13 protein-coding genes are annotated in these 16,364 nt (G+C 43.9%); 8 read left to right on the top strand and 5 right to left on the bottom strand.

The features are described 5' to 3' along the window. Positions 1–113: 113 nt before the first annotated feature. The gene (mepA, locus tag AB4154_RS00295; protein ID WP_136974062.1) at positions 114–959 is read left to right on the top strand and encodes a penicillin-insensitive murein endopeptidase; all 846 of its coding nucleotides are present in this window, start codon (positions 114–116) and stop codon (positions 957–959) included. 273 nt (positions 960–1,232) lie between these two features. Beyond that, on the top strand, positions 1,233–1,541 hold the full coding sequence (locus AB4154_RS00300; protein WP_017062536.1) for a hypothetical protein: 309 nt from the start codon (positions 1,233–1,235) through the stop codon (positions 1,539–1,541). A gap of 42 nt (positions 1,542–1,583) precedes the next feature. Here the strand turns inward: AB4154_RS00300 and AB4154_RS00305 are convergent, their stop codons facing one another. From AB4154_RS00305 to rdgC, 3 genes are all read right to left on the bottom strand, one after another. Continuing rightward, complete coding sequence (locus tag AB4154_RS00305) at positions 1,584–1,838, bottom strand: YfhL family 4Fe-4S dicluster ferredoxin (RefSeq protein WP_004735061.1); 255 nt, start codon at positions 1,836–1,838, stop codon at positions 1,584–1,586. Positions 1,839–1,872: 34 nt separating this feature from the next. Continuing rightward, a complete protein-coding gene (yegQ, locus tag AB4154_RS00310; protein WP_017062848.1) occupies positions 1,873–3,291 on the bottom strand; it encodes a tRNA 5-hydroxyuridine modification protein YegQ in 1,419 nt (472 codons plus the stop codon). A 206-nt stretch (positions 3,292–3,497) separates the two neighbouring features. Next, positions 3,498–4,412, bottom strand: coding sequence for a recombination-associated protein RdgC (gene rdgC, locus AB4154_RS00315; protein WP_017062534.1), 915 nt, complete (start codon positions 4,410–4,412; stop codon positions 3,498–3,500). 194 nt (positions 4,413–4,606) lie between these two features. Between rdgC and phoB the strand changes: the two genes are divergently transcribed. Genes phoB through AB4154_RS00330 form a run of 3 tightly spaced genes read left to right on the top strand, consistent with a single transcriptional unit; the run spans position 4,607 to position 7,602 of the window. Further along, positions 4,607–5,296: a phosphate regulon transcriptional regulator PhoB gene (gene phoB / locus AB4154_RS00320; RefSeq protein ID WP_004735064.1), complete on the top strand. Its 690-nt coding sequence runs from the start codon at positions 4,607–4,609 to the stop codon at positions 5,294–5,296. A gap of 33 nt (positions 5,297–5,329) precedes the next feature. Then, positions 5,330–6,628 carry a phosphate regulon sensor histidine kinase PhoR gene (phoR, locus tag AB4154_RS00325; protein ID WP_004740365.1) on the top strand — a complete coding sequence of 433 codons (1,299 nt, stop codon included), beginning with the start codon at positions 5,330–5,332 and terminating at the stop codon, positions 6,626–6,628. Further along, entirely contained in the window at positions 6,625–7,602 is a 978-nt protein-coding gene (locus AB4154_RS00330) for a PstS family phosphate ABC transporter substrate-binding protein (RefSeq protein ID WP_032548820.1), read from the top strand. The genes phoR and AB4154_RS00330 overlap by 4 nt, the downstream gene beginning before the upstream one ends. Positions 7,603–7,678: 76 nt before the next feature. Here the strand turns inward: AB4154_RS00330 and ppx are convergent, their stop codons facing one another. Next, the gene (ppx, locus tag AB4154_RS00335) at positions 7,679–9,190 is read right to left on the bottom strand and encodes an exopolyphosphatase (RefSeq protein WP_372121914.1); all 1,512 of its coding nucleotides are present in this window, start codon (positions 9,188–9,190) and stop codon (positions 7,679–7,681) included. Next, positions 9,181–11,277, bottom strand: coding sequence for a polyphosphate kinase 1 (gene ppk1 / locus AB4154_RS00340; RefSeq protein WP_372121916.1), 2,097 nt, complete (start codon positions 11,275–11,277; stop codon positions 9,181–9,183). The genes ppx and ppk1 overlap by 10 nt, the downstream gene beginning before the upstream one ends. 200 nt (positions 11,278–11,477) lie before the next feature. Between ppk1 and AB4154_RS00345 the strand changes: the two genes are divergently transcribed. The 3 genes from AB4154_RS00345 (at position 11,478) to pstB (ending at position 16,334) form a co-directional block, all read left to right on the top strand. Then, complete coding sequence (locus AB4154_RS00345) at positions 11,478–13,694, top strand: ABC transporter permease subunit (protein WP_372121918.1); 2,217 nt, start codon at positions 11,478–11,480, stop codon at positions 13,692–13,694. 111 nt (positions 13,695–13,805) lie between these two features. Then, complete coding sequence (pstA, locus tag AB4154_RS00350) at positions 13,806–15,515, top strand: phosphate ABC transporter permease PstA (RefSeq protein ID WP_050619859.1); 1,710 nt, start codon at positions 13,806–13,808, stop codon at positions 15,513–15,515. After that, entirely contained in the window at positions 15,516–16,334 is an 819-nt protein-coding gene (pstB, locus tag AB4154_RS00355) for a phosphate ABC transporter ATP-binding protein PstB (protein WP_004735071.1), read from the top strand. Positions 16,335–16,364: the final 30 nt, after the last annotated feature.

A 16,364-nucleotide genomic window follows, 5' to 3' on the forward strand; every position in this document is an offset into this window, starting at 1 on the left:
TTTACTTTAATTGGTATAATTCACTAGCTACCACCAAAAACTTAAGTACGATATGCACCTAATCCTAAATGGCGACTAATATAATGAGTAAGCGTCAGTAATTTGGGATTATTATGAGGTTCTTTTTTGCACTGGTTGTATTCTTTTGTTCATTTTCTCTATCAGCAACTTCGTGGGAAAAAGAGAGTCACCCTACTAGAAATTCACCCTCATCAATTGGAAGCTATGCCAATGGCTGTCTAGACGGCGCGCAGGCTTTGCCTATTAATGGTTTGGGGTATCAGATCATTCGCCCTCAAAGAGAGCGCTACTATGGCCATACAGAAGCTATAAAGTTTATTGAGAGGTTAGGAGTCACGACCAGCGAGAAGCTCAATACTAATTTATTGATCGGTGATATTTCTCTTCCCAGAGGAGGGCGCTTTTCTTCAGGTCATTCAAGTCATCAAACAGGGTTAGATATTGATATATGGCTAAGGTTAACCAGTAAGAGGTTGTCAGAGAACGAATTAGCTGTGCCTAAACCTGTGAGCGTTGTGGATCTTACCAACTACAAATTGCGTGAATCGAATTGGACCGATGATCATTTTCAAGTTATTCGTTATGCGGCGAAAGATGAAAAAGTGGTGCGTATTTTTGTTCATCCAGTGATCAAGCAAACCCTTTGTGAACAAGAAAACTCTGACGCTAATGATAGAGCTTGGTTAGGCAAAATAAGACCTTGGTGGGGACACCACTCCCACTTCCACGTTCGTTTAAAGTGTCCTGAAGGCAGTTCAAACTGCATAGCTCAAGCGAGCCCTCCTAAAGGTGACGGTTGTGGAGATGAACTTGCAAGTTGGGCTCCAAAGACTGTTCCAGTTCCACCTCCTAAAAAAGTAGCGAAAACTAAGAAAAAGAAAAAGAAAAAAGTTAAAGTGATGCCAAGTCAGTGTTTGGCCTTGATATCGAATAAGTAATCCTGTTCATCGAGGCTTTTTACAGTGGTACTGCCACTGGTTTTTTCGACTCTAAAACTGGAGAAATATCACACTTTTGTCTAGAGTTTATAAACACGAGATTAAGAACATCGTTTGATATTAATAAAAGCAATAACGGTATCAGCAAGGGCGATGGCGAATTTGACAAGGTTTGGTCAGGGATTGAGTGTTTTGGGGTGAAAGATGCGGCTTATATGCAGTATGCGAAATCAGAGTCTGATACCCGTCGATAGATAATTCAAGGATAAGACTATGACTATGATTTGTGCGAAGGAATTTTCAGAATGGTTAAGACATAGGTTCAACGCTGAAAGCTCGGGTATTTCAATTTCAAGAGATGACATCAATCAGCTAACAGGCAGACAACGTTTAGACCCTAGTTTCGTAAATGATGTTCACTATGAATTGATGCAGTATGGAATGGCATTTGTGACCGATACCAGCAGGGAAAACTTTTATCTTGTTCCTATAGCTCAATCAATAAACTGGCGAGAACGACTCGAATATCAATTTGAAAAAGAGCTCTTCTGCAATATTTATCCAATCGGAAAATCAGGATGAAAAAAAAGGTTCAACTTATGGTTAAGTTGAACCTTTCTTCTTTTAGGTCAAGCCTTGAATGATAACAAACTTCTCAAGTAGCTCGTCATCAGTTTCAATATGGTTTGGGTCAGTGATGATGCATTTTGTAATCGGACACACTGACTGACATGTTGGCTTTTCATAGTGACCTTTACACTCTGTACATAAATCAGGATCGATCTCGAAGATGCTGTCGCCCATAGTGATTGCACCATTTGGGCATTCAGGATCACACATATCGCAGTTTATGCACTTGTCAGTAATTAACAGAGCCATTATTTTCTTCTCAAGTAAGTCGCTTAAGTAAAAATTATTTGCCTGATGCGTTACGTGTATCTTGGCCTTCGCTCAAGTTACGCATCAGCAAGCCGTACTCTAGATCTAGATCTGCTGGTACAGGAATAAATACAAAGTGACCGTTACCTTTCGCATCGTCGACCGCTTCAGATTTGCGGTTTTCCATAACTTCTAGTTTGAAAACAACGTTACCTTTCGGTGTCATCATTTCTAAGCTGTCGCCTACTAGGAACTTGTTCTTCACTTCTACTTCCGCTAGGTCACCACGGCGCTTACCTGTGAACTCACCAACAAACTGTTGAGTGTCAGAGATAGAGTAACCGTACTCGTAGTTTTGGTATGTATCGTGTGTATGGCGACGTAAGAAGCCTTCAGTGTAACCACGGTGAGCTAGGCTCTCTAGTGTACCCATTAGGCTTTCATCGAATGGTTTGCCTGCCACTGCATCGTCAATAGCTTTACGGTAAACCTGAGCAGTACGTGCACAGTAGTAGAAAGACTTAGTACGACCTTCAATCTTCAGAGAGTGAACACCCATCTTCGTTAGGCGCTCAACGTGTTGGATTGCACGAAGGTCTTTTGAGTTCATGATGTAAGTACCATGCTCATCTTCAAACGCTGCCATTTTCTCTTCTGGCTTGTGTGATTCAGAAAGCAGAACCACTTCGTCTGTTGGTTTACCAAGGCCTAGTGTGTTGTCTGGACGCTCATCTTGAACTTCAATGTCTTGCGTTTCTACTTCTTGAATAGCAACACCAGTAGGGTTTGCTTCAACGATCTGACCGTTTTCGTCTTCTTTCGCTGCTTCTGTTTTGTATTCCCAGCGGCAAGCGTTGGTGCAAGTACCTTGGTTTGGATCGCGCTTGTTCATGTAACCAGAAAGCAGACAACGGCCTGAGTAAGCCATGCAAAGAGCTCCGTGAACAAAGATCTCTAGCTCTGTTTCTGGGCAGTGTTCGCGAATCTCTTCGATCTCTTCAAGCGATAGCTCACGAGATAAGATCACACGCTCAACGCCTTGAGTTGACCAGAACTTAACGGTCGCCCAGTTTACTGCGTTTGCTTGAACAGAAAGATGGATTGGCATTTCAGGGAATGCTTCACGAACCATCATGATAAGACCAGGATCTGACATGATAAGCGCGTCAGGGCCCATGTCTACAACTGGTTTGAGGTCGCGAATGAATGTTTTTAATTTAGAGTTGTGCGGCTGAATGTTACATACAACATATAACTTTTTGCCTTGAGCATGAGCTTCATCGATACCGATTTGTAGGTTTTCGTGATTGAACTCGTTGTTACGAACACGAAGGCTGTAACGTGGCTGGCCTGCGTATACTGCATCTGCGCCGTAGGCGAATGCGTAACGCATGTTTTTGAGGCTTCCTGCCGGTGATAATAGTTCAGGTACAAATGGTTTTTGTGTAGTCATTGCTTCGTTCTCTAATCTGATCTCAAGTCAGGTTGATACCACCAAGTGATATCAAAGGGGCGCAAATTTTACGCTAAAATGAGTTTGGTTGATAGCCCTAAAGATAGCAATGACATTAACAAGAGGGTCTAGAGGCAGATATAAGTGAGAACTTAGTGAGAAATAAGCTCAGATACCGTTAGCACCTGAGCCTATAGTTTGACTGATTAAGCGTTAGGTTGAGTTAACCCGCCTAATGATTCAAATAGGTTTGGAAGGAAAACACTGAACTCACCACAAAGTAGAGAGAAGTCCGCATCAAAACGCGCAGCTTGATCTTCACGAGGAATATCGTCGTTTTCGTCTTTGAGCTCATCACTGAATTTTAGGCGTTTGATGCTGCCATCTTCTGCAAGAATGAATTCAATACGGTCTTGCCAGTTGATAAGAAGTTTCGTCACCATCTTATTGGCTTCGATGTGGTTTTTAATCTCATCAGCTTCTAGTTCTTGTTTCTTAACTCGAACAATACCGCCGTCTTCTTGAATAGATTTTAGTTCTGCTTCATCAAGCATAGTGATGCCTTGTGGCGTATCACCTGATTTCACCCATTCTGTAAGAGTCGTTTCGATCGCTTGCTCTGGGATAGCTGGCACTACTGGCAGGCTACCCATTGTCTTACGTAGCAATGCTAATACATCTTCTGCTTTTTTGTAGCTGCTCGCATCAACCACAATGAAACCTTCTTTTGGCATGATCAGCGCGTAAGTGAAGTTGCTGCGGCTGAATGCTCGAGGAAGTAGATCAATGATGATGTCTTCTTTTAGGCTGTCTTTCTCTTTCTTTTTCAGAGGGGTACCAGACTCTGCCTCAAGCGTTTCTACTTTTGCGTTCAATGATTCTTTGATCACAGAAGCGGGTAGCATTTTCTCTTCTTTCTTTGCACAGATAAGAATGCGGTTTTCTGATACGTGCGTCATCATATCGCCATGTCTACCCATTGCGTGTACCCAACCAAACTTCTGTTTGTCTTGGCTACCACAAGGAGTAAAGCGGAATTCTTCAAGTTGTTTCTCTAGCTGATCTGCGTTGAAATCAATATCACGGTTGAAGCGATAGACTAGGCAATTTTTAAACCACATATATTTTTCTCATACCTTTTTAGAAGTGCCTCATGATATGAGATCTAATTCGATTTGTCCTTAGCTCTGTATCAAAAATTATAAAGTGAAACGTTTGAGACAGTTATATGAAAATTTGTTTTCAAAGGTCACAAAAGTGTCATAATTAACTCAGATAATGCAATGCGTTGATTAAATACAAAGGCTATTCAATTATGTCGAGAAGGATTCTGGTCGTTGAAGATGAAGCACCTATTCGTGAGATGCTGTGTTTTGTACTTGAACAAAAAGGCTACCAAGCAGTAGAGGCTGAAGATTACGATACAGCGGTAAACAAGCTATGTGAACCTTTCCCAGATCTAGTATTACTAGATTGGATGCTACCTGGTGGTAGCGGGATAAACTTTATCAAGCACATGAAGCGTGAAGAGTTAACTCGCAACATCCCAGTGGTGATGCTAACAGCTCGTGGTGAAGAAGAAGATAAGGTGCGTGGTTTAGAAGTGGGTGCTGATGATTACATCACCAAGCCATTTTCACCCAAAGAGCTCGTTGCTCGCCTGAAAGCGGTTATCCGCCGTGTAACGCCTACTGCACTAGAAGATGTGATTGATGTACAAGGTCTTAAGCTAGACCCAGTATCTCATCGTGTTACCGCAAGCGAAGGTCCAGTTGATATGGGACCAACAGAGTTCAAAATGCTGCATTTCTTTATGACTCACCAAGAGCGTGTGTACAGCCGAGAGCAGCTGCTTAACAACGTTTGGGGTACCAATGTTTACGTTGAAGACCGAACGGTTGATGTACATATTCGACGCCTGCGTAAAGCGCTTGAGTCTGCAGGTCACGATAAGCTAATCCAAACGGTTCGTGGCGCTGGCTACCGTTTTTCTACAAAGGCTTAATGTGGCTTCGCTGCCCAGTTTACGGAGTCCTGAATGGTTGAAAAGTTAACCTGGAAAAAGCTGGCTTGGGAGCTGGCTTTTTTTTACGCACCATGGGTTTTAGTCGGATGGATATTCGGTTACCTACCTTGGTTGCTGCTGGCTGCTACGGTATTGCAGCTCGGCTGGCATCTACACAACCAAATGCGTTTGTCCGCATGGCTGTGGGATGAGAAGCGTCTAACTCCACCTTCAGGCTCTGGGAACTGGGAATCTCTGTTTAACGGTATTTATCGTATGCAGCAGAGACAGCGTCGCAAACGCAAAGAACTGACTAACCTTATCCGCCGTTTCCGTAACGGTGCAGAATCGCTTCCCGATGCCGTTGTGGTATTTCGCGGTGAAGGCAATATCGTTTGGTGTAACAAGCTAGCTCAGTATTTGCTGGGCTTTCGTTGGCCAGATGATTCAGGTCAACCGATCTCGAATTTGATTCGTACTCCAGATTTTATTAAGTACCTTAATAAGCAAGATTTCTCTGAGCCATTAGAGATGCCTTCTCCATTGAATGTGGAGCGTATGCTCGAGCTGCGTATTGTGCCGTATACCGAGGGTGAACACCTGATGGTGGTACGTGATGTGACCCAGCTTAAGCAGTTAGAAGGCATGCGCCGTAACTTCTTCGCTAACGTTTCTCATGAATTGCGTACGCCGATGACCGTCCTTCAAGGTTACCTTGAAATGACCGAAGATCCAGACATGATCGTTGGCCCAATGTGGACCAAGGCGCATGGCGTAATGACTGAGCAGCTCAATCGAATGAACAGTTTGGTTAATCAACTACTCACGCTTTCGAAAATTGAAGCGGCGCCAATGCATGAGTTGGATGAAGTGGTCAACGTTCCGGCGATGCTTGAGGTTCTTGAGAAAGAAGCGGCGAGCCTTAGCGGTGAGCGCGAACATAAGCTTGAGTTTGATATCGATAAGAGCCTACGAGTTCTTGCCGATGAAGACCAATTGAGAAGTGCGATATCGAATTTGGTTTATAACGCGGTTAAATACACACCCGCAGGTGCAACGGTCAAAGTGCGTTGGTATCAAACCAGCCAAGGCGCGTGCTTAGATGTGTCAGATACTGGTGATGGTATTGAGCCTCAACACTTACATCGACTCACAGAGCGCTTCTATCGTGTAGATAAAGCCCGCTCTCGTGATACCGGTGGTAGTGGTCTTGGATTAGCGATTGTAAAGCATGCGCTTAGCCACCACGATTCACATCTCGAAATTCAAAGTGAAGTGGGCGTCGGCAGTCGTTTCCATTTTACTTTACCAAATCGACTGACCGTATCATGAGTTGTTCGATACGCAGGATGCATTTTCCAGTCAGCTCATTATTAGCGTTTGCTTTAGTTAACCCTGTGCATGCCGAACAGGGTGTCGATTCTCTTCCTGATTATTCTAAGGTTCCGGGAATTTCTGGGAGCTTATTATCGGTCGGTTCGGATACCTTAGCGGGTATGACGACGTTATGGGTGGAAGAGTTCAAGTCCTACTACCCAAATGTTAACGCTCAAGTCCAAGCATCGGGTTCTTCTACTGCTCCTCCAGCCTTAACCGAAGGGACTGCACATCTAGGGCCAATGAGTCGTCCGATGCGCCTGCGAGAAATTGAAGCATTTGAAAGGGAGCATGGATATAAGCCAACAGCACTGCGAGTCGCTATTGACGCAATCGGGCTGTTTGTCCACCGAGATAATCCTATTGAAGGGCTTAACTTTCGTCAGATTGATGGCATTTTTTCTGAGACATTACGCTGCGGAGCAACAAGGCCCCTCAATAACTGGCAAGATCTCGGAATCGATCAGCCATGGGCGAAACATCGATTCCAGTTGTTTGGGCGCAATTCCGTTTCGGGAACCTATGGCTATTTCAAACAAAACGCACTATGTGGTGGTGACTTTAAGAACCGAGTCAATGAGCAGCCAGGTTCTGCATCGGTTGTACAGTCGGTCGCATCATCAATCAGCGGCATAGGTTACTCAGGTATTGGCTATCGTGTCGCTGGCGTTAAGTTAATTCCTATTGCTGAGCATGGTTCTGATTATGTAGAGCCGACTCGAGCGAATATCTTGAGCGGTGATTACCCTCTATCACGCTTTCTTTACGTATACGTGAACAAACACCCAGATAAACCGCTTTCTCCCGTTGAAAGAGAGTTCCTCACTTTTGTGTTCTCAAAGCAAGGACAAGAACTTGTAGAGAAAGATGGTTATTTAGCGATACCGTCTGAGTTCGCAGAGCAAGAATTGGCAAAAGTCGGGCTCTAATTCAGGCTACGACAAACTTAGAAAAAAACGTATGAACAGCTTGCGCGTCGCAAGCTGTTTTTATTTTGACTGTTCGTTATTTTAGCTGCAACGACCATTCTGCATTTTTCCAACGTTGTTGCTCTTCTCTGAGCTCATAATCAAGCAGTTGGTTTTGGGTCAACCAATCGCTGTTAGTTCCTTTCAATTCCCAGTTATCCTGTTGTTCAATCGTTAGAGTCACGTCTGGGGCCAGTGCTTGATTTCGCTGACGGTTGAGTAAGATAGCGAGTCTCAATATACGAATCAGCAGGGTGACTTGTTGCTGAGTAAACAGAGAAAGTTCCGGCAAATCTTGTAGTTTGAGCGCTTTTCTTTGATAGCGAACCAATGCTGATATAAGGCGTTGTTGCTCAGTATTAAAGCCTGGCATTGTCGTATGCTTAAGCAGATAAGCCGAATGGCGGTGATAGCCTTGGAATGCAATGCTTTGTCCTACCTCATGAAGTACTGCAGCCCAACCAAGCAGATCATACAGCTCATTAGTGACCGCAGTTGTCACTTGAGGCTGTACTTGTTTCAGCAATGAAAGAGCGAGCACTTTCACTTTCTCGCCATGAGTTACGTCTACATGGTATCGAGAGACGAGCGTTTCGGCAGTTCTTGTTCGAATATCAATATCTTTAAACCTATCCTCCATGTCATAAAGAACGCCTTCTCTCAGGGCACCATCAGAAAAATGTAACTCCTTGATGTCTAGCGTATCCATTGCTGCTGAAAGAATGGTGACGCCTGCAGCAAACACAGGCTTTCTCTCATCACTTAAGCCTGAAAGATTTACGGTGTTGGATGATGAAAACTCACATAAGTGATTCTTTAAATAGGACAGGCGTTGGGGCGTAATGAGACCATCGGTGAACCCTAAGCCAATGAGTACTTCTTTTATTGATTTCGTGCTACCAGATGAGCCAAAAGCGATTTCCCAAGGGGCTTTTGTGTATTCTTCAATCAATGGCATCAATAGACGAGTAGCTGCGGTATAAGCATCTGAGAAGTGTCGCGAAGTTAGCCCTTCGTCAGCAAAGAAACGTTGAGTGAAGTTGACGCATCCCATCGGTAAACTGCGCATAATTAGAGGAGTAAAGCCTTGTCCGGCGACGAGTTCCGTACTCCCTCCACCGATATCAATAACCAACTTAGATTCAGAAGCGGTTTGAGTGTGTTCTGCTCCGTTATAGATTATTCGAGCTTCTTCTTGACCGGAAATGATCTCTATTGGAAAAGGAAACAGTGGCTTGGCTTGCTCTAAGAAGTCTTTAGCGTTTTTGGCTTTTCTTAGGGTATGAGTCGCAACAACTCTGACATCATCAAGCTCAAAATCCGCCAGTCGTTCTGCGAACACCTTGAGGCATTCTAGGCCTCGCTCGATAGCGCTTTCAGATAGGACGTTACGTTCATCCAATCCATCACCTAATCTCACTTTCTGTTTGTGTCTGCTGACTAATTGCAGGTGTTGATCGAATACTCGGGCAACCACCATGTGAAAGCTGTTCGAACCCAAGTCGATAGCGGCAATACATCGAGAATGTTTGTTATCAATTAGCGGCATGATTTCTTCTCTTGTTTGTACTTCTTGCGAGCAAGTTTCTCCATACGTTTAATATAGTGGTAAGTGGAGAGTTGTGACGTCGGGTATTCGAGTTGGTTTGCTGGTGCTTCTATGTAAGGGTTGCTCATCGCTTGGTCTAGCACTCGAGCTTTGTTGCTGTCATCGAAATGAAATTCGGTGATATCGATAATGGTTTGCTTGATATTTGGATCTAAAATTGGAGCTGCAACTTCGATGCGGTGATCAAAATTTCGTGTCATCCAGTCAGCGGAAGATATATAGACCTTCGGCTTTCCAGCGTTACCAAATATCATCACTCTCGGATGTTCGAGGAAACGATCGACCACACTGACTATCTCAATATGATCACTGATGTTGGGTATGCCAGGGACAAGAGAGCACATGCCGCGAATGACCATTCTCACTTTTACATTGGCTTGGCTAGCCTGATAGAGCTTTTCAATGATCTCTCGATCGACCAAGTTGTTGAGTTTTAGAGTGATGCTTGCAGGTTTACCTTCTATCGCGTTTTGTATTTCATTATCTATCAATTGGTACAGACGTTTTCTAGTATTCTTTGGTGACACAATCAGTTGCTTGAACTGGGACTTTTGATAAGGGTTTTCAATATACTTAAAGACTTGTCTCACCTCTTGAGTCAAATCTTCATTCGCAGTGAGCAGAGAAAAATCGGTATACACGCGCGCTGTAACTTCATGGAAGTTGCCAGTGCCAATATGGGCATAATGCTCGGTATGCTTGCCTTCTTTTCGTTTGATGAGCAGCAACTTGGAATGGATCTTCAAACTTGGGATGCCATGGATGACTTTTACACCCGCTTCTTGAAGTTTCTTGGTCCATTGAATGTTGGCTTGCTCATCAAAGCGTGCTTGCAGCTCGACAACCACAGTGACCTTTTTGCCACTGTGCGCCGCATCGATGATCGAGCTGAGGAGTTTTGAGCCTTCCGCAACACGGTAAACGTTTATTTTGATGGAGGTTACCTTCGGGTCAAAGGAAGCCTGCCTAACCAGTTCAGTGATGTGACTAAAGGTGTGATAAGGATAATGCAGTAAGATGTCGCGAGCTTTGATCGCTTCGAAATAGTTTGGGTAATGGCTGAAATGCGCGCACTTAATCGCGGGTAGAGGACGATTAACTAAATCACGTCGGTTAAGGCTTGGGAACTCAGAGAAATGTTTGAAGTTATGATAGCGACCACCTGCGATGACACTGTCATAGTCAGACAGTTTAAGTCTGACTTGTAAGAAGTTGAGCATTTCAGTTGGCATTTCAGATTCATAGATCAGACGTATCGGCAGTGCCGTTAAGCGCTGTTCTAAACCTAAAGACATCGATTCTAATAGGTTATTTTCATTGTCCTCTTGCAGATCATAATCGGCATCACGTGTCATTTTTATCGCAAAACAACGCAATGAGTCATACTCAAAGAATCCTTTAAGTAAGTCATCCAAACAAAATCGAACTATATTATCTAACAAGATCAAAGTTGTACGCTGCGAACCCGAAGTTTCCGGTAACTTAACAAATCGAGGGAGTGCTTCTGATGGGATTTCGAGTAAGACATATTGAGATGATGCATCACGCTCGATGTCGATGGCTAAGTAACTTTGTTCATCTTTGAGAATATTAAGTAACTGGCTATCTTCGTTCAAGAGAATCGGAGTTAAGTGTGGCAGCACTTTTTTCTTAAAGTACTTTTTTATCCAGCCACTTTGTTCTTCGCTGATTTGTTGTTCGTTGACCAGAAAAATACGATTGCGTACCAATTCCAATAGCAAGTCGTTATACAGTTCATGGAATTGAGCATCGAGCTTGCTTGCTTTGCTCTGCATTTTAGTCAGTAGGCTTTTCGGCGAGTTGGAGGTTAGCTGTGGATCTTGAAGTAAGATCTTTCGTTTCACGTCAGCAAATCGGACTTTGTAAAACTCATCGAGGTTTTTTGAGTAAATACCTAAAAAACGAACTCTTTCGATTAAGGGCACTGACTTGTCGGCTGCTTCTTGGAGCACTCTTTCATTGAAGGATAACCAGCTAAGTTCTTTTGTGACATAGTCTTTTTCCATCGAGATGATAATCCTTGAGTGCTGGCTATAGAGCTGATTACTTTAATTTAGAATGACAAAATTCACAAAATCTATGATCTTACTTTAAGAAATATGGTCAACAAACTTGTTATTAGTTTCAGTTGTTTAACGTAACTTGTAATATAATTGTCATCTAACGTACATATTATGTCAGTAGCTAAAAAAAGGTAGATAAACAGATGGCTTCAGCCCAATTTTCATTGAAAGAGCGTGACAAAAAAAGATGGTTGAAAGATCGTCTCGTCCGTTTTTCGGTGACATGTGGCGCGGTCAGTGTTCTAGCTGCTCTGGTATTGATCTTTGTTTACTTGGCGATGGTCATTTTACCGGTGTTTTCTGATACTGGTTTAGAGACAGACCAAGCCGTAAAGACCGTTGCTGTAGAAAAGCCTATCGCCTTATCTGTTGATGAATACGGTCAGCATGCATTTACTATCGAAAAATCTGGCTTGGTGCAGTTTTGGGATTTAGAGTCTCAAAATACACACTCTTACTTTGAGCGAAATGTTTTAGCCAATCCTGTTGCCTTCTCTCGAAATACCCCATCAGAAAACTGGTTTGCCTTTGCCGATAGTGCAAGCAACCTTACTTTTTTCTATCCTGAGTATAGTGCGCCTGTGCTGCAAAAGGGCAGTGAAGCCGATCCTAAAATTGAGCAAATCGATCTCCCAGAACCATTTTTAAATGATGAACCCTCAAATGGGGCGACGATCGAAAAATTCGCGTTCTCTAAGAATGGACGTGGTATCACGGTTGCCGCTCAGCTAAGTGACCAACGAGTCTTAGTGAAGTGGTACCAAAGTGATGTTACGGGTCAGTATGTTTTTCAGAAGAGCCAATGGTTATCGGATAAGTTGGGCTTGCAGCAACAGTTGTTAGTCACACCTGATGGCCAAACCTTATATCTCCGAGCCCAATCGGATTTAGTGGTTTTGAAGCTATCAGATAGCGGCTTCAATGTTCGTGAAGTGATTGATCTTAGCTTGAATGATGCGAAGCACTCGGTGAAAAGTATCGATTTACTGTCTGGAGCTTATTCACTGTTGGTTACGCATGAGGACGGACAGGTTTCTCAGTGGTTCGATGTACTCAAAGATGAAAAGCGTAGCCTGACCCATATTCGAGACTTCCAACTTGCTGAACAAGTGCAATTTATTTTGCCTGATACTTATAGAAAGGGTTTTTATAGCTTCTATAAGAACGGCACATTACAAAGCCACTATACGACCAGTGAAAAACTGTCGCTGTTCGAGCGTGCATTTGATAAATCACCACAATTAGCGGCTATGTCTGCCAATGAACTGCATCTGGCGACGCTGATTGATGGCACCATCAGTGTGGCTAAGGTCGATAATGAATACCCACAAATATCATTCTCATCGCTTTGGCAAAAGGTCTGGTATGAAAGTTACCCTGAGCCGCAATACGTTTGGCAATCAACGTCGGCGAATGATGACTTTGAAGAGAAATTCAGTTTAGTACCTATCACATTCGGTACTATCAAAGCAGCTCTGTTTGCGATGATGTTTGCCGTGCCGGTTGCTGTGCTCGGAGCTATTTACACCGCTTATTTTATGTCTCCACGCATGCGAAGAGTGGTGAAGCCTTCGATAGAGCTGATGGAAGCTCTTCCAACCGTGATCATCGGATTTTTGGCTGGGCTTTGGTTTGCTCCAATCGTTGAAACACATTTAACGGCTGTCTTCTCATTAATGATGCTATTACCACTGAGCACACTGTTGACTGGACTTGTTTGGTTCTGTTTACCGAAGAGGGTAACGGGTCGCTTCTCTAACGGTTGGCATGCTCTGATATTGATTCCGGTATTGGTGATTACAGTGGTTGCGGTGTTTGCTGGTGGAAACAACATTGAAGCCTTGTTATTTGGTGGTGATATTCGTACCTTCTTGGCTAGCTATGGTATCGATTTTGACCAACGCAATGCGCTAGTGGTTGGTTTTGCTATGGGCTTTGCGGTCATCCCAACGATTTTCACTATTGCTGAAGATGCTATTTTCTCTGTACCTAAACATTTGTCTGATGGGTCATTAGCGTTGGGTGCGACGGCGTGGCAGACGCTTATTTATGTGGTGCTATTGACGGCGAGTCCAGGTATCTTTTCTGCGGTTATGATGGGCCTAGGGCGAGCAGTTGGTGAAACCATGATCGTCTTGATGGCGACAGGTAACACCCCAATTCTTGACTGGAATGTTTTGGAAGGGATGAGAACTTTATCGGCAACGATTGCTGTTGAGCTGCCAGAATCAGAAGTGGGTGGTTCTCATTTCCGCTTGCTGTTCTTGGCTGCACTCTTGCTGTTTATCTTTACATTCGCGGTGAACTCAGTTGCTGAGTGGGTTAGACAAAGACTGAGAGATAAATATCGTGCGCTGTAGTTTTAAAGGTTTGCCTCAATGTGTATCAATGGCTTTTAGTGGCTTGACTAGCGTGTCTCTTGATCTTTGCAGCTCCTTGATTTCAGCACGCCAAGAGCAAGGTCGATCATGATGAATAAACTGAAGTCATTATTATCTTGGGTTAAATCGGGCTCTCCGTGGATCTGGCTTACGGGCGGGGCGGTGAGCATCAGTATGCTTTCTGTTCTTGGCCTAATGCTGCTGATTGGTTGGAAGGGCTTAACCTATTTTTGGCCCGCACCTTTGTATCAATGGCAAGTTGACTCCAAAGACTTATCGCTAGTGGTCGATCTTGACGAAACCGTATCAAAACAAGATGTATTGGTTGGTCAGTTATATGAACGAAAATACATCCCGATAGAGCAAGTTCCACAAGTCCATGACCTTTTGTCTCCTCAAAATTTGTCGACTGGGCTGATACAGCGCTTAAGCATCAAAGTTGCTAACAGAGAACTGTACCCTGCGGACTTTGTTTCTATTCTGGATGTTAACTTACGTGAACCCACTACCCCGCTAGATTGGGTTGTGATTGAACGAAGTCGAGGTGGTTATTTCTTTGGTAAGCCGGTGGGTTTTAAAACCGCTTCTGGCACCTTTGATTCGAACATAGACCAAAAGCTCGAACAAGGCTTGGCGTTCGCTGATACGTTACGTAAAGAAACGTCGCGTGTCGTGAACCAAGAAATTCGTAATATCAGCTGGCAATTGGAAAACCTGCGCTTAGAAAAGCGTAAGCTTGAACTCAATGAGTCAGTGAGTGATGAATACCTTACAACCTATACTCAAACTAAACTGGAATTAAACCGCCAGTTAGGTGAAGCCGAAGTTAAGCTTGAGCACCTTAGAACGCAACTTAATGTCGAAAGCTTGCTGGTTGAGGATATGACAGGCGAGCTGGTCGAGATCTCGCTCAGCCACATTCTGGATTATTGGTACCCAAATAATATGTCTTACCTAGAAAAGGTTGGGCACTGGGGCAAACAAGTTTGGAAATTCTTATCAGAGAACCCACGAGACTCAAACTCTGAAGGCGGTGTATTCCCTGCCATTTTCGGTACAGTACTGTTGGTTATTCTCATGTCGATCGTCGTGATGCCTCTTGGCGTGGTCGCTGCGATATATCTTCATGAATACGCAAAAAACAACGCACTAACACGTTTAATTCGTATCGCCGTGATTAACTTGGCGGGTGTACCGTCGATTGTGTATGGCGTTTTTGGTTTAGGCTTTTTCGTCTATACCATTGGTGGCTCGATTGATACGTTGTTCTATGCAGAGCGATTGCCAGCACCGACATTTGGTACGCCGGGTCTACTTTGGTCAGCACTAACCTTAGCGGTCTTGACGCTTCCAGTCGTTATCGTAACCACGGAAGAGGGCTTAACGCGTATTCCTAGTGCAGTGAGGCACGGTTCATTAGCGCTTGGTGCGACTCAATTTGAGACGCTTTGGCGCATTGTTTTACCGATGGCAAGCCCAGCGATTATCACTGGTTTAATTTTGGCAATCGCGAGAGCCGCGGGGGAAGTTGCACCACTTATGCTGGTGGGTGTTGTTAAATTGGCATCTAGCTTGCCAGTCGATGGTCAGTTTCCGTATTTACACTTAGATAGAAAGTTCATGCATTTAGGCTTTCATATCTATGATGTTGGTTTTCAAACCTCTAATATCGAAGCGGCACGACCTTTAGTGTATGCGACTTCATTTTTACTGGTTACGGTGATTGTTGGCTTGAACTTAACCGCTATCAATATCCGTAATAACTTGCGTGAAAAATACCGAACCTTAGGACAAGATTAGATGTTCTCGATTAATGAAACCTTGGGTTACCAAGCACCACTTGATGTACACAACCTGAAGGATGAGCAAATTGCTATCTCGATTGAAGGGCTGAATCTTTATTATAAAGAGAGCCAAGCACTCGATGATATTTCAATGCAGATCCCTAAGGGGCAGGTGACCGCGTTTATCGGCCCATCAGGGTGTGGTAAGTCGACTCTTCTGCGCTGCATTAATCGCATGAACGATCTTGTTGAAGGCTGTAAGGTTTCCGGGAAAGTGAAGCTTCATGGCAAGAACGTGTATCACCCTAAAGTGGATGTTGCGACCTTAAGACGCCGTGTCGGCATGGTATTTCAGCGACCGAACCCTTTTCCTAAATCTATCTATGAGAATGTGGTTTATGGTTTGAGGCTACAAGGCGTGAGCAACAGTCGAGACCTTGATGATGCGGTTGAGCGCTCTCTGCGTGCAGCTGCGTTATGGGATGAAGTGAAAGACCGTTTGCATGAGAACGCCTTTGGTTTGTCGGGTGGTCAACAGCAGCGTTTGGTTATCGCTCGTGCGGTTGCTATCGAACCTGAAGTGCTTTTATTAGATGAGCCGACCTCGGCACTCGATCCGATTTCTACTTTGACGATTGAAGAGTTGATCAATGAACTGAAGACCCAATACACCGTGGTTATTGTTACTCATAACATGCAACAAGCGGCGCGTGTGAGTGACCATACTGCCTTTATTCATATGGGAAAATTGATCGAGTACTCAGATACGGACTCAATTTTTACGTCTCCATTGAAAAACCAGACGGAAGACTACATTACTGGTAGATATGGCTAACCTCTCCAAAGGTGTCATCTAGAGCTAAGT

Origin of the sequence: Vibrio sp. 10N.286.51.B11, from assembly GCF_041469245.1 — a bacterium.
Lineage (GTDB): Bacteria > Pseudomonadota > Gammaproteobacteria > Enterobacterales > Vibrionaceae > Vibrio > Vibrio crassostreae_C.

Excerpts from the sequence above, each read along its gene's own strand:
- ppx (WP_372121914.1), bottom strand. The coding sequence starts at position 9,190 with ATGCCGCTAATTGATAACAAACATTCTCGATGTATTGCCGCTATCGAC.
- phoR (WP_004740365.1), top strand. The coding sequence starts at position 5,330 with ATGGTTGAAAAGTTAACCTGGAAAAAGCTGGCTTGGGAGCTGGCTTTT.
- pstB (WP_004735071.1), top strand. The coding sequence starts at position 15,516 with ATGTTCTCGATTAATGAAACCTTGGGTTACCAAGCACCACTTGATGTA.
- ppk1 (WP_372121916.1), bottom strand. The coding sequence starts at position 11,277 with ATGGAAAAAGACTATGTCACAAAAGAACTTAGCTGGTTATCCTTCAAT.
- phoB (WP_004735064.1), top strand. The coding sequence starts at position 4,607 with ATGTCGAGAAGGATTCTGGTCGTTGAAGATGAAGCACCTATTCGTGAG.
- yegQ (WP_017062848.1), bottom strand. The coding sequence starts at position 3,291 with ATGACTACACAAAAACCATTTGTACCTGAACTATTATCACCGGCAGGA.
- AB4154_RS00330 (WP_032548820.1), top strand. The coding sequence starts at position 6,625 with ATGAGTTGTTCGATACGCAGGATGCATTTTCCAGTCAGCTCATTATTA.
- AB4154_RS00300 (WP_017062536.1), top strand. The coding sequence starts at position 1,233 with ATGACTATGATTTGTGCGAAGGAATTTTCAGAATGGTTAAGACATAGG.
- AB4154_RS00345 (WP_372121918.1), top strand. The coding sequence starts at position 11,478 with ATGGCTTCAGCCCAATTTTCATTGAAAGAGCGTGACAAAAAAAGATGG.
- rdgC (WP_017062534.1), bottom strand. The coding sequence starts at position 4,412 with ATGTGGTTTAAAAATTGCCTAGTCTATCGCTTCAACCGTGATATTGAT.
- mepA (WP_136974062.1), top strand. The coding sequence starts at position 114 with ATGAGGTTCTTTTTTGCACTGGTTGTATTCTTTTGTTCATTTTCTCTA.
- AB4154_RS00305 (WP_004735061.1), bottom strand. The coding sequence starts at position 1,838 with ATGGCTCTGTTAATTACTGACAAGTGCATAAACTGCGATATGTGTGAT.
- pstA (WP_050619859.1), top strand. The coding sequence starts at position 13,806 with ATGAATAAACTGAAGTCATTATTATCTTGGGTTAAATCGGGCTCTCCG.